Source organism: Xanthomonas rydalmerensis, assembly GCF_033170385.1.
GTDB lineage: Bacteria > Pseudomonadota > Gammaproteobacteria > Xanthomonadales > Xanthomonadaceae > Xanthomonas_A > Xanthomonas_A rydalmerensis.
This window is the reverse complement of the sequence record NZ_CP126170.1, coordinates 1155894-1167727: the sequence shown is the minus strand read 5'-3', so window position 1 is coordinate 1167727 and position 11834 is coordinate 1155894. Positions and strand designations below refer to the sequence as shown.

At 70.0% G+C, this 11834-nt stretch carries 14 protein-coding genes and 1 other RNA gene; 12 read left to right on the top strand and 3 right to left on the bottom strand.

The genetic code is table 11. The annotated features are described in order from the left end of the window. Positions 1-10 precede the first annotated feature (10 nt). The 9 genes from QN245_RS04890 to QN245_RS04850 all read left to right on the top strand — a co-directional run bounded on the left by QN245_RS04890 (position 11) and on the right by QN245_RS04850 (position 5391). The gene (locus tag QN245_RS04890) at positions 11-232 is read left to right on the top strand and encodes a TIGR02449 family protein (RefSeq protein ID WP_184645321.1); all 222 of its coding nucleotides are present in this window, start codon (positions 11-13) and stop codon (positions 230-232) included. Then, a complete protein-coding gene (locus QN245_RS04885; RefSeq protein ID WP_317844700.1) occupies positions 229-522 on the top strand; it encodes a cell division protein ZapA in 294 nt (97 codons plus the stop codon). The genes QN245_RS04890 and QN245_RS04885 overlap by 4 nt, the downstream gene beginning before the upstream one ends. Before the next feature lie 98 nt (positions 523-620). Further along, a non-coding RNA gene (gene ssrS / locus QN245_RS04880) (6S RNA) lies at positions 621-805 on the top strand. A gap of 158 nt (positions 806-963) precedes the next feature. Then, the gene (locus QN245_RS04875; RefSeq protein ID WP_317844699.1) at positions 964-1743 is read left to right on the top strand and encodes an acyl-CoA thioesterase; all 780 of its coding nucleotides are present in this window, start codon (positions 964-966) and stop codon (positions 1741-1743) included. A gap of 264 nt (positions 1744-2007) precedes the next feature. Then, positions 2008-2601, top strand: a complete 594-nt coding sequence (locus QN245_RS04870) for a 5-formyltetrahydrofolate cyclo-ligase (protein ID WP_184447084.1) — start codon at positions 2008-2010, stop codon at positions 2599-2601. Continuing rightward, the gene (locus QN245_RS04865; protein WP_317844698.1) at positions 2598-3068 is read left to right on the top strand and encodes an EVE domain-containing protein; all 471 of its coding nucleotides are present in this window, start codon (positions 2598-2600) and stop codon (positions 3066-3068) included. The genes QN245_RS04870 and QN245_RS04865 overlap by 4 nt, the downstream gene beginning before the upstream one ends. A gap of 101 nt (positions 3069-3169) precedes the next feature. Then, positions 3170-3817, top strand: a complete 648-nt coding sequence (gene rpiA, locus QN245_RS04860) for a ribose-5-phosphate isomerase RpiA (protein ID WP_048491766.1) — start codon at positions 3170-3172, stop codon at positions 3815-3817. Positions 3818-3974: 157 nt separating this feature from the next. Further along, the gene (locus QN245_RS04855) at positions 3975-4427 is read left to right on the top strand and encodes a DUF192 domain-containing protein (protein WP_317844697.1); all 453 of its coding nucleotides are present in this window, start codon (positions 3975-3977) and stop codon (positions 4425-4427) included. 49 nt (positions 4428-4476) lie between these two features. Beyond that, positions 4477-5391, top strand: a complete 915-nt coding sequence (locus tag QN245_RS04850; RefSeq protein WP_425612942.1) for a SirB1 family protein — start codon at positions 4477-4479, stop codon at positions 5389-5391. A 194-nt stretch (positions 5392-5585) separates the two neighbouring features. Here the strand turns inward: QN245_RS04850 and QN245_RS04845 are convergent, their stop codons facing one another. After that, positions 5586-5777 (bottom strand): rubredoxin, encoded by a 192-nt coding sequence (locus QN245_RS04845; RefSeq protein WP_160965338.1) that lies wholly within the window; start codon positions 5775-5777, stop codon positions 5586-5588. A gap of 72 nt (positions 5778-5849) precedes the next feature. Between QN245_RS04845 and thiE the strand changes: the two genes are divergently transcribed. Together thiE and hemL are read left to right on the top strand one after the other, a co-directional pair. Continuing rightward, entirely contained in the window at positions 5850-6473 is a 624-nt protein-coding gene (thiE, locus tag QN245_RS04840; protein WP_317844696.1) for a thiamine phosphate synthase, read from the top strand. A gap of 1216 nt (positions 6474-7689) precedes the next feature. Beyond that, complete coding sequence (hemL, locus tag QN245_RS04835; RefSeq protein WP_317844695.1) at positions 7690-8982, top strand: glutamate-1-semialdehyde 2,1-aminomutase; 1293 nt, start codon at positions 7690-7692, stop codon at positions 8980-8982. 73 nt (positions 8983-9055) lie between these two features. Here the strand turns inward: hemL and azu are convergent, their stop codons facing one another. After that, positions 9056-9406, bottom strand: coding sequence for an azurin (gene azu, locus QN245_RS04830; RefSeq protein WP_237475249.1), 351 nt, complete (start codon positions 9404-9406; stop codon positions 9056-9058). Between the two features lie 341 nt (positions 9407-9747). Here azu and QN245_RS04825 point away from each other — a divergent pair, with 341 nt between their 5' ends. Then, on the top strand, positions 9748-10365 hold the full coding sequence (locus QN245_RS04825; protein ID WP_317845306.1) for an HAD-IA family hydrolase: 618 nt from the start codon (positions 9748-9750) through the stop codon (positions 10363-10365). Positions 10366-10372: 7 nt separating this feature from the next. On the opposite strand, the gene QN245_RS04820 is transcribed toward QN245_RS04825, so the two are convergent. Then, on the bottom strand, positions 10373-11605 hold the full coding sequence (locus QN245_RS04820; RefSeq protein ID WP_160965330.1) for an acetylornithine transaminase: 1233 nt from the start codon (positions 11603-11605) through the stop codon (positions 10373-10375). Between the last annotated feature and the right edge of the window lie 229 nt (positions 11606-11834).

Sequence of the window (11834 nt, the reverse complement as noted above, 5' to 3'; positions counted from 1 at the left end):
CGTGAGCGCCATGGACAGCCCTGACACCCTCGCCGAGCTTCGCGCCCTTGCCGCGCGCGTGGAAACGCTGGTCGAGCGCTGCCAGCGCCTGTCCGACGAGAACCGCAGCCTGCGCCAGCAGCAGGAACAGCTGATCGGCGAGCGCTCGCAGTTGCTGACCAAGAACGAACAGGCGCGCTCGCGCGTGGAAGCGATGATCGCCCGATTGAAGTCCCTGGAGCAGCACACGTGAGCGAACCGGTCAGCGTCCGCATCCTCGACCGCGAATACACCGTCGGCGTCGAGGCCGAGGAGCGCGACGGCCTGCTCGCCGCCGCACGCCTGCTCGACGCGAAGATGCGCGAGGTGCGCGGCAGCAACCGCATGGCCGCCGTGGATCGCGTCGCCGTCCTGGCGGCGCTGAACCTGGCGCACGAGTTGCAGCAACTGCGCGACGAACAGGCAAAGCGCGACCGCGAGATGGCGCGCACACTCGCCGATCTCAATCGGCGCCTGGACAGCGCCGTCGATACGACACGCTGATCCGTCATTGGCGTTGCGATCATCAACGTGAATTGCAACGCACCGAAGGACCGACGAACGGACTAGCCAAGCGCGATCACGGCGCTATACTCCACTTGCGTTCTCTGCTGTGAACGACAGCGTGTGCAAACATTCGCCTTGTCCCTTAATGACGACCACGGGGTGGCGACGGAATCGGGAGTGCAGGTCCGCCTCGTAGCGGGAAGCCCGATGATTCTCCAGCCATCCCACTTGAACCCCGGGTTCAAGGTCGTTTCGCACGCATCGTCACGGCGGAGAATGCAATTGTTCCAGGAAGCGGCGCCGCAAGGCGCCGTTTCCTTTTTGCGCGTCCGCCACGTGCGTGTCCACCCGCGTCGTCGCCGACGCAGCGCAGGCGCCACGCGTTCTCGCGCCGGCCGAAACCCGGGATACTGGTGCACCCACCACGGAGATCCCGGATTGCCGACGCTCGCCCAGATCCTCGAAAGCTTCGACCCCGCCGCGGGATTCGACGTCCCCGCCAGCTGGCGGCAAGGCCGTACCGCCTTCGGCGGCCTGTCCGCGGCGCTGGCGCTGCAGACCGCGCTGCGCACGGCGCCGTCCGCGTTGCCGCCGCTGAAGTCGGCGCATATCGGGTTCGTCGGCCCGGCCGATGGCACCCTGCGCTTCGATGCGCAGGTGCTGCGCCAGGGCAAGTCCGCCACTTCGGTGGGCGTCGATTGCCTGGCCGACGGGCAGGTCGCCTTGCGCGCGGCGCTGCTGTTCGCGCAGCCGCGCGCCAGCCGCATCGCCCACGACTTCCTGCCGGCGCGGCCGGCGGTGGTCGGCCCCGACGAGGCGACGCCGATCGCCGACAGCACGGCGACCCCGGCCTTCGTCGCCAACTTCGACATGCGCCTGGCCGGCGGCGCGCTGCCGCTGTCCGCCGCGGCCGACCCGGAATTGCTGGTCTGGGCGCGCCATCGCGACCCCGGCGGCGTGGACCCGAGCGTGGCCCTGGTCGCGCTGGGCGACTGCCTGCCGCCCGCCGCGATGACCTGCTTCACCGAGCCGGCGCCGGTCAGCTCGATGACCTGGAGCCTGGACTTCCCGCAGCCGGCCAGCGCCGGCGACTGGTTCCTGCTGCGTTCGGCCAGCCGCCATGCCGAGGACGGCTACTCGCTACAGGACATGCAGATCTGGGACACGGCCGGGCGGCTGGTGCTATGGGGCCGGCAGACGGTGGCGCTCTACGCGTGATCGCAGCAGCGGCGGCCGCGCCCAGGACCTGTCCTCCTGGCATGCCGCGCCGCACCGCGATTGCGTATGCCTGCGGCAAGGGAGCGCGAGGATGTGGACGTCCGTCCACGCCCGCGCGATGACGCGGCCGTGGACCCGCGCAACCGCAGCGCTTCGGGTTGGGCCTGGCAGATCCAGCGCGGTGTACTCGGAGATGGAGGACCCACCCTGGTCAGGGTGCGCGCTGGCGCCGACAATAGCGCCCTCCCTCGCTCCGCCTGCCCGATGACTGCCGACGACCGCGACTCCCTGCGCCAGGATCTGCGCGCCCGCCGCCGCGCGCTCTCGGCGCCCGTACGCCTGGCCGCCGCCGACGCGCTGGCGCAGCGCTTGCTGGACCTGCCGTTCGCGCCGCAGCACGGCCATGTCGGCGGCTATTGGGCAATGGACGGGGAGATCGCGCTGCATCGCTGGCAACTGTCGTTGCCGGACACGGTGCAGTACTGCCTGCCGATGCTCAGCGGCGACACCCTGCGTTTCGCGCCGTGGCGCCCCGGGCAGCCGCTGCGGGCCAACCGCTACGGCATTCCCGAACCCGACGTCGACCCGGCCGCGACCCTGGCGCCGGCACAGATGGCGCTGGTGGTGGCGCCGCTGGTGGGCTTCGATGCCGCCGGCGGGCGCCTGGGCATGGGGGGCGGCTGGTATGATCGCAGCTTCGCTTTCCGCCAGCGGCAGGCGCCGCCGCCCTGGCTGGTCGGGGCCGCCTTCGACGCACAGCAGGTCGCGGCCTTGCCGCTCGCGGCCTGGGACGTGGCGCTGGACGCGGTCTGCACCGAATCCCTCACCCTGTCGACCGCGCACGATTCCCCCGCATGACCGCACGCACCCGCTATTGGCTGATGAAGTCCGAACCGGACCCCTTCTCGATCGACGACCTGCAGCGGGTCGGCACCGAACCCTGGAACGGCGTGCGCAACTACCAGGCGCGCAACTTCATGCGCGACGGCATGAAGGTCGGCGACGGCATCCTGTTCTATCACTCCAACTGCAAGGTGCCGGGCATCGTCGGCGTGGCGCGCGTGGCCAGCCAGGCCTATCCCGACGCCACCCAGTTCGACCCGTCCTCCGACTACCACGACCCCAAGGCCACCCCGGAACAGCCGCGCTGGTACCTGGTGGACGTGGCGTTCGAGCGCAAGCTGGCGCGCACCATCGCGCTGGACGAGATCAAGCAGCACGCCGACGCGCTGGGCGAGGGCTTCCCGCTGGTCGCCCGCGGCAATCGCCTGTCGGTGTTCCCGGTCAGCGCCGCGCAGTGGAAGCTGCTGCTGTCGCTCGAGTAGCCGGGATTCGGGATTGGGGAATCGGAATTCGCCCAGTCCCCATCCGCCGACCCGCTTTTCACGAATCTCCAATCCCGAATCCCCACTCCCGAGCTCTCCAAATGTCAGAAGCCAAACGCCTTGCCGCCGAGAAAGCCATCGACTACGTCCAGGACGGGATGATCGTCGGCGTCGGCACCGGCTCCACCGTCGCCTATTTCATCGACGCGCTGGGCCGCATCGGCCACCGCATCAAGGGTGCGGTGTCCAGTTCCGAGCAAAGTACCGCGCGCCTGCGCCAGCACGGCATCGAAGTGCTGGAGCTGAACCACACCGGCAACCTGTCGCTGTACGTGGACGGCGCCGACGAGTGCGATCCGAACAAGTGCCTGATCAAGGGCGGCGGCGCGGCGCTGACCCGCGAGAAGATCATCGCCGAGGCCAGCGAGCGCTTCATCTGCATCGTCGACCCCAGCAAGCAGGTGCAGACCCTGGGCGCGTTCCCGCTGCCGATCGAGGTGATCCCGATGGCGCGCAGCCTGGTCGCCCGCGAGATCCTGGCGCGCACCGGCGGCCAGCCGGTGTGGCGCGACGGCGTGATCACCGACAACGGCAACGTGGTGCTGGACGTGCACCACCTTTCGATCACCGACCCGGTGGCGCTGGAGCGCGAACTGAACCAGATCCCGGGCGTGGTCTGCGTCGGCCTGTTCGCGCGCCGCCCGGCCGACGTGGTGATCGTCGGCGGCGAGCCTCCGCGCGTCCTGTAGGACGCGCGCGGGATTGGGGAGTCGGGATTGGGGATTCGTAAAAGCCGGGATCCCTGCCTTTGCGAATCCCCAATCCCGACTCCCCAATCCCCGCTCTCTTGACTCGTCGCGCACCATGCAACAAGGTGCGCGCTGTCCTCCTCGCCCCGGCCCTGCCATGTCCCTCATTCGCGCTTGCTGCGTCCTTCTCCTGCTCGCCCTCAGCGGCTGCGCCAGTGCCGGCGGCGACCATTGGGTGGAACTGGGCGGACACCGCTACGACGTGGAACTGGCGCAGAACGATGCGACCCGCGCGCGCGGGCTGATGTTCCGCGATCAGATGGACGCCGACCACGGCATGCTGTTCATCCACGACCGCGAGGAACCGCAGGCGTACTGGATGAAGAACACCAAGATCCCGCTGGACATCCTGTACTTCGACAACCAGCGCAAGCTGGTGGCGCAGCAGCGCGACGTGCCGCCGTGCTCGGCCGGCGACGCCTGCCCGCCCTACCCCAGCAACGCGCCGGCGCGCTACGTGCTCGAACTCAACGCCGGCCAGGCCGAGCAGTTGAAGCTGCAGGACGGTACCGAACTGCGCTTCGGCCCCGGGATTCCGCAGGGCCGCTGATCGCCCGACGCGTCGGCCCGGGTCGGGAAAAGATCCCGCCACCACGGCGCTGAACCCGACACCGCTGTCGGGAACCGCCGGACTTGATCGGGCCCGGCTTTGCCGCCAGTCTTGGGCCATGGCCGCCCGATTGACATTGCCGAGCTGGAATACCCTGGCCGCTCTGGACGACGATGCCCTGCCGCTACTGGCGACCGCACTGCTGATCGCCCGCGACGAGTATCCGGAGCTGGATGCCGCCCATTACGACACCCTGGCGCAGAGCCACGCCGACCACCTGCGGCACGAGGTGGCGATGATCGAGCAGTGGCCGCTGAAGATGGCGGCGATCAATCGCCACCTGTTCGAAGAACTCGGCTATAGCGGCAACCACGACGAGTATTACGACCCGCGCAACAGCTACATGAACCAGGTGTTCGAGCGGCGCCTGGGCAACCCGATCTCGCTGGCGCTGGTGCAGATGGAAGTGGCGCGGCGCCTGGACATCCCGCTCGACGGCGTGTCCTTCCCCGGGCATTTCCTGGTGCGCTTGCCGGTGGACGACGGGCTGCTGGTGATGGACCCGTTCAACGGCGGTCGTCCGCTGGCGGTGGAGGAGTTGCGCGAGCGCGCGCGGCCGCACATGGGCGGCGAAAGCCCGGACGACCGTGCACTGCTGCAGATCCTGGACCCGGCGCCGCACCGCGCGATCCTCGCCCGGGTCCTGCGCAACCTGCATGGCCTGTATGCCGAACGCGACGAGTGGGACCGCGCCGCACGCAGCGCCGACCGCGTGCTCAAGCTGATGCCGGACCAACCCGAAGCCCTGCGCGACCGCGGCATGGCCTACCTGCAGATGGACTACGTGCCCGGCGCGCGCCGCGACCTGGGCCGCTACCTGCAACTGAACCCCGAGGCCTCCGACGCGCTGCCGATCCGCGAACGCCTGGTGGAGCTGAGCGCCCGCGCGCAGCGGATGCATTGACGGCGGGGATTCGGGAGTCGGGAGTCGGGAGTCGGGATTGGGGATTCGCAAGAGCGGCCATCCGCTATGTGCAAGTCGTCCTGAGCATCTTCAGCCTGGAAGCCCTCAAGAGAAAGCAGCGTCGCTCAGCGACGCGTCAGGTCACGCCGCAGCCGCTCTTGCGACTCCCCAATCCCGACTCCCATTCCCAGCGCTCAATCCATCTCCACCATTTCGAAATCGTCCTTGGTCACGCCGCAATCCGGGCAGGTCCAGGTGTCGGGCACGTCTTCCCAGCGGGTGCCAGGAGCGATGCCTTCTTCGGGCAGGCCGTCGGCCTCGTTGTAGATGAACCCGCAGACGACGCACATCCAGGTGCGATAGGTGGTGGCGGTGGCGTCGCTCATTGGATAATCGCAGGTCACAGTCGGACGGAACGGCATTGTCCCATCGCCGCCGACGCATCGGAAGGCTTGGCCATGAACGCATCCCCGGCGCCGCGCGGCGTGTACCTGATCACCCCCGACGAGGCCGATGGCGCGCGCCTGCTTGCGCGGGTGACGCCACTGCTGGACCAGGGCGTGACCTGGCTGCAGTACCGCAACAAGCGCGCCGACGCGGCGCAGCGGCGGGATCAGGCGGCAGCGCTGCAGGCGCTGTGCACGCAGGCAGGGGTGCCGCTGATCGTCAACGACGACGTCGCGCTGGCGCAGGCGGTGGGTGCGGCCGGCGTGCACCTGGGCGAGGACGACGGCGACCTGGCCGCTGCGCGCGCCGCGTTGGGACCGCAGGCGTTGATCGGTGCGTCCTGTTACGACGACCTGGCCCTGGCCCGCAGCGCTGCGGCGGCCGGCGCCAGCTATGTCGCCTTCGGCGCGTTCTTCCCCACCCGCAGCAAGGTCACCACGCGCCGCGCCACGCCTGACCTGCTGCGCGAAGCGGCGGCACTGGGCCTGCCGCGCGTGGCGATCGGCGGCCTCACACCCGACAACGCACGCCCGCTGGTGGCGGCCGGCGCCGACCTGCTGGCGGTGATCAGCGGCGTATTCGATGCGCCCGACCCGCGCGCGGCGCTGGCCGCGTACCGCGCTTGTTTCGACTGAGGTGGCAGCGCCTTTCCTTCTCCCACCGGGACCATGGCCCCCTTTTCGGGGGAAGGTGCCCCGCAGAGGCGGATGAGGGGCCGGGCGCAGCCTCGTGCACCCAAACATCGCGAGCCGCTGCGCGCCGGACCCTCACCCCAACCCCTCTCCCGGCGGGAGAGGGGCTTTGGCTTCTCCCTTCTCCCACCGGGAGAAGGTGCCCTACAGGGGCGGATGAGGGTACAGGCGCAGCCTCGTGCACCCAAACATCGCGAGTCGCTGCGCGCCGGACCCTCACCCCAACCCCTCTCCCGGTGGGAGAGGGGCTTTGGCTTCTCCCTTCTCCCACCGGGAGAAGGTGCCCCGCAGGGGCGGATGAGGGTCCGGGCGCAGCCTCGTACACCCAAACATCGCGAGCCGCTTCGCGCCGAACCCTCACCCCAACCCCTCTCCGGGCGGGAGAGGGGCTTTGGCTTCTCCCTTCTCCCACCGGGAGAAGGTGCCCCGCAGGGGCGGATGAGGGTCCGGGCGCAGCCTCATGCCCCCAAACATCGCGAGCCGCTGCGCGCCGGACCCTCACCCCAACCCCTCTCCCGACGGGAGAGGGGCTTTGGCTTCTCCCTTCTCCCACCGGGAGAAGGTGCCCCGCAGGGGCGGATGAGGGTCCGGGCGCAGCCTCGTGCACCCAAACGTCGCAAGTCGCTGCGCGCCGGACCCTCACCCCAACCCCTCTCCCGACGGGAGAGGAGCTTTGGCTTCTCCCTTCTCCCACCGGGAGAAGGTGCCCCGCAGGGGCGGATGAGGGTACGGGCGCAGCCTCCTGCACCCAACATCGCGAGCCGCTGCGCGCCGGACCCTCACCCCAACCCCTCTCCCGGTGGGAGAGGGGCTTTGGCTTCTCCCTTCTCCCACCGGGAGAAGGTGCCCCGAAGGGGCGGATGAGGGTCTGGGCGCAGCCTCGTGCACTCAAACATCGCGAGCCGCTGCGCGCCGGACGCTCACCCCAACCCCTCTCCCGACGGGAGAGGGGCTTTGGCTTCTCCCTTCTCCCACCGGGAGAAGGTGCCCCGCAGGGGCGGATGAGGGTCCGGGCGCAGCCTCCTGCACCCAAACGTCGCGCAGCACCGGCCGCGACGGGTCGGCAACATGGCGCATGCCGGCGGCAGCCGCGACAATAGGCCGCCTCGCTCCGCGCCCGGCCGATCGGCCGGGCCAGCATCGCCAAGGATTCCCGCTCATGAACCATTCCCGCTCGCACGCCCTGTTCACCCAAGCGCAGTCGCTGATTCCCGGCGGCGTCAATTCGCCGGTGCGCGCCTTCAAGTCGGTGGGCGGCGAGCCGTTCTTCGTGCAGCGCGCCGATGGCCCGTACCTGTACGACGTCGACGGCAACCGCTACATCGACTACGTGGGCTCGTGGGGGCCGATGATCGCCGGGCACAACCATCCGGCGGTGCGCGAAGCGGTGCAGCGCGCGATCGGCGATGGGCTGTCGTTCGGCGCGCCGTGCCCGGCCGAGGTGACGATGGCGCAGACCATCACCCGGCTGGTGCCGTCCTGCGAGATGGTGCGCATGGTCAACTCCGGCACTGAGGCCACGCTGTCCGCGGTGCGGCTGGCGCGCGGCGCCACCGGGCGCAACCGCATCGTCAAATTCGAAGGCTGCTACCACGGCCACGGCGACTCGTTCCTGGTCAAGGCCGGCAGCGGCATGCTGACCCTGGGCGTGCCGACCTCGCCGGGCGTGCCGGCGGGCCTGAGCGAACTCACCGCCACCCTGGCCTACAACGATGCCGAGGGCGCCAGCGAACTGTTCGAACGGATCGGCCAGGAGATCGCTGCGGTCATCATCGAGCCCGTCGTCGGCAACGCCAATTGCATTCCGCCGCGTCCGGGCTATCTGCAGCACCTGCGCGACCTGTGCACGCAGCACGGCGCACTGCTGATCTTCGACGAGGTGATGACCGGTTTCCGCGTCGCCCTGGGCGGTGCGCAGGCGCACTACGGGGTGACGCCGGACCTGACCACCTTCGGCAAGATCATCGGTGGCGGCATGCCGGTGGGCGCCTATGGCGGGCGCGCCGAGCTGATGCGGCAGGTGGCGCCGTCCGGGCCGATCTACCAGGCCGGCACGCTCAGCGGCAATCCGGTGGCGATGGCCGCGGGGCTGGCGATGCTGGAGCTGATCCAGGCGCCGGGCTTCCACCAGCGCCTGGACGCGGCCACCGCGCAGCTGTGCGCCGGCCTGGAAGCCGCCGCGGCGGCGGCCGGCGTGGCGGTCACCACCAACCAGGTCGGGGCCATGTTCGGGCTGTTCTTCACTACCGAGAAAGTCGAGACCTATGCGCAGGCCACCGCCTGCGACACCGCCGCGTTCAACCGTTTCTTCCACGCGATGCTGGAGCGCGGCGTGTTCCTGGCGCCATCGGCCTATGAGGCCGGCTTCGTCTCCAGTGCGCACGACCAGGACGTGCTGGAGGCCACCCTGGCCGCGGCGCGCGAGGCGTTCGCGGTGGTCGCCGCCGGCTGAAATGCCGGCGCAGCGGCTATTGCACAACGACAACGCGCTACGCCGATGGCCGGCGCAGCGCCGCTGCGCTGGATCAGCCGAACACGAACTTGCCCTTCATCATCGCCCAGTGCCCAGGGAACGAGCAGAAGAAGGTGTAGTCGCCGCCCTTGCTCAGCTTGGCGGTGGAGAACTTGACCGTGTCAGACTGCCCCGCGCCGATCACCTTGGTGTGGGCGATGATCCGCGGATCGTTCTTGGGCAGGTAGTTGTCGGCCAGGCTGGAACTGGTGCCGGCATTGGCCACCGCCTGGAAATCCGGAGTCTTGGTCAGCACCCAGTTGTGGCCCATCACCGCGGCGGCGAGCTTGCCGCTGTGCTTGAGCGTCACCGCCACCTCGGTGCAATCGGCCGCGACCTTGATCTGGGTCTGGTCGAAGGACATCTGGTCGGTGCCGGTGATGGTCACCGCGCAGGTCTTGGCCCAGGCGGCAGGTGCGAACGCGAGGCCGGCAAGGACGAGCAGCAGGGACGGAAACTTGGTGTTCAAAGTGGATTCCTCGGCAAGAAAAACGACATTGCGCCGCGGCAGGTCGCGCGCGCGGCGGCGTGCCCCGACTGTCCGCCGGCCCGCGATGGCTTGTCAACGACAAGCGATGGCGCATTGCATCATCGGCACGCACCACGGCGCGCGGCGATGACCGCGAGACGCAGCTCGATCTGCGCAGATGACGCGCCGCGCCCATGGCGCTTGCCACCACTTTCGCAGGCCCACTCATGTCCGCCATGATCCGCGCGCAGCCGGCGCTGCTGCTGCTCGATTTCGATGGCGTGCTGGCGAACTACACGCGTGCCGCACGCATCGCCGCGCTGGCCGCGCACTGTCGCTGCGAGGCCGCGCAGGTGCGCGAGGTCCTGTTCGGTTCCGGGCTGGAGACCGCCTACGACGGCGGCGAACTGGACACTGCGGCCTACCTGCAGCGGCTGAGCGAAGGCCTGGGCGCTGCCGTGGACGTGGACGCCTGGATCGCCGCGCGCGTGGCGGCCAGCCGCGCCGATGCCGGCGTGGTCGCGCAGGTGCTGGCGCTGGCCGAACGCGTGGTCATCGGCGTGCTGACCAACAACGGCGCGCTGATGGCGCAGGCGATGCCACAGATCGTGCCGGCGCTGTTCCCGCTGCTGCACGGGCGCGTGCTGTGCAGCGGCAGCCTGGGCGGGCGCAAGCCGGATGCCGCGGTGTACCGACAGGCGCTGGCGCACTTCGGCGTCGCCCCGCGGCAGGCGCTGTTCATCGACGACCTGTTCGTCAACGTGCGCGGCGCCCGCGCGATCGGCATGGCCGCGGAAACCGCCAGCGGCACGCGTGCCCTGCGCCGCGCGCTGGCGCGGCACGGGCTGGGGTGAAGCGGTTTCAGCGTGCGGCGAGGTAGGCGCGCAGCGCGCTGCGCAACCGCGTCAGGCCTTCGCTGAGTTCGGCATCGGTGAGGTTCAAAGACGGCACGAAGCGCAGCACGTCCGGGCCGGCCTGCAGGGTCAGCAGGCCGTGCGCCGCGGCGTGATCGAGGATCGTCCCGGCCTGCCCGGCGTGCGCCGGCGCCAGCACCGCACCGAGCATCAGGCCGCGTCCGCGAACCTGCGAGAACAGCGCGAATTCGTCGTTGAGCGCCGCCAGGCCCTTGCGCAGCGCTGCCGACTGCCGCGACACGTTGGCGGCGATCGCCGTCGAAGCCAGCTTGCGCAGCGCCACCCGCGCCACCGCCGCGGCCAGCGGGTTGCCGCCGAAGGTGGTGCCGTGCGCGCCGAACTGCATGGTCTCGGCGACCTTGGGCCCGGCCAGCAGCGCGCCGATCGGGAAACCGCCACCCAGCGCCTTGGCCAGGGTCACGATGTCCGGCGTCACCTGATCCTGCCAGTGCGCGAACAGGGTGCCGGTGCGGCCCATGCCGCACTGGATCTCGTCCAGCACCAGCAGCGCGCCGTGGTGATCGCACAGCGCCCGCACCTGCGCCAGGAAGCCCGGCGCCGCCGGCATCACACCGCCCTCGCCCTGCACCGGCTCCAGCATCACCGCGGCCACGTCGCCGCCGGCCATCGCCGTTTCCAGCTGCACGATGTCGTTGAAGTCGACGTAGCGGAAACCGCCGGGCAGCGGCTCGTAGCCTTCCTGGTACTTGGGCTGCGCGGTGGCGGTCACCGCGGCCAGGGTGCGGCCATGGAAGCTGCCGCGGAAGGTGACGATCACCCGCTGCTGCGGCGGACGGCCCTGCGCGGTGGCCCACTTGCGCACCAGCTTGATCGCCGCCTCGTTGGCCTCGCTGCCAGAGTTGCACAGGAACGCCCTCTGCGCGAAGCGCGAGGCCAGCACCAGTTCTTCGACCAGGCGCAGCGGCGGCTCGCTGTAGAACACGTTGCTGGTGTGCCACAGCTTGCCGGCCTGTTCGAGCAGCGCCGCATGCAGATCCGGATCGTTGTGGCCGAGCCCGCACACGGCGATGCCGGCGGACAGGTCGATGTAGTCGCGTCCCTCGCTGTCCCACACCCACGCGCCCTGGCCGCGCTCCAGCACCAGCTGGCGCGGACGGTAGATCGGCAGGGCATAGCGTTGACCGAGGGCGATCAGGTCCGCGGCGGAGGAAGCGGTCATCGGGGGAACATCCTGCGGGAGAGCAGTCGATTATAAGACCGTCGGCAGCGCACGGCCGGCGACTGCCGGCCGCCGTCTGGACCGACGGGGCAGCCGGCTGCCGTGCCACACCGCCGCCGCCCGCGCGCGTGCCGCAGCAACCCCACCACGCCGTTGCTCGACATGTGGGAGGGACTTCAGTCGCGACGCTTCAGCGCTACGGCGTCGGGGCTGAAGCCCCTCCCACAAG

Excerpts from the sequence above, each read along its gene's own strand:
- QN245_RS04890 (WP_184645321.1), top strand. The coding sequence starts at position 11 with ATGGACAGCCCTGACACCCTCGCCGAGCTTCGCGCCCTTGCCGCGCGC.
- QN245_RS04870 (WP_184447084.1), top strand. The coding sequence starts at position 2,008 with ATGACTGCCGACGACCGCGACTCCCTGCGCCAGGATCTGCGCGCCCGC.
- QN245_RS04865 (WP_317844698.1), top strand. The coding sequence starts at position 2,598 with ATGACCGCACGCACCCGCTATTGGCTGATGAAGTCCGAACCGGACCCC.
- rpiA (WP_048491766.1), top strand. The coding sequence starts at position 3,170 with ATGTCAGAAGCCAAACGCCTTGCCGCCGAGAAAGCCATCGACTACGTC.
- QN245_RS04855 (WP_317844697.1), top strand. The coding sequence starts at position 3,975 with ATGTCCCTCATTCGCGCTTGCTGCGTCCTTCTCCTGCTCGCCCTCAGC.
- QN245_RS04845 (WP_160965338.1), bottom strand. The coding sequence starts at position 5,777 with ATGAGCGACGCCACCGCCACCACCTATCGCACCTGGATGTGCGTCGTC.
- thiE (WP_317844696.1), top strand. The coding sequence starts at position 5,850 with ATGAACGCATCCCCGGCGCCGCGCGGCGTGTACCTGATCACCCCCGAC.
- hemL (WP_317844695.1), top strand. The coding sequence starts at position 7,690 with ATGAACCATTCCCGCTCGCACGCCCTGTTCACCCAAGCGCAGTCGCTG.
- azu (WP_237475249.1), bottom strand. The coding sequence starts at position 9,406 with ATGTCCTTCGACCAGACCCAGATCAAGGTCGCGGCCGATTGCACCGAG.
- QN245_RS04825 (WP_317845306.1), top strand. The coding sequence starts at position 9,748 with ATGATCCGCGCGCAGCCGGCGCTGCTGCTGCTCGATTTCGATGGCGTG.
- QN245_RS04820 (WP_160965330.1), bottom strand. The coding sequence starts at position 11,605 with ATGACCGCTTCCTCCGCCGCGGACCTGATCGCCCTCGGTCAACGCTAT.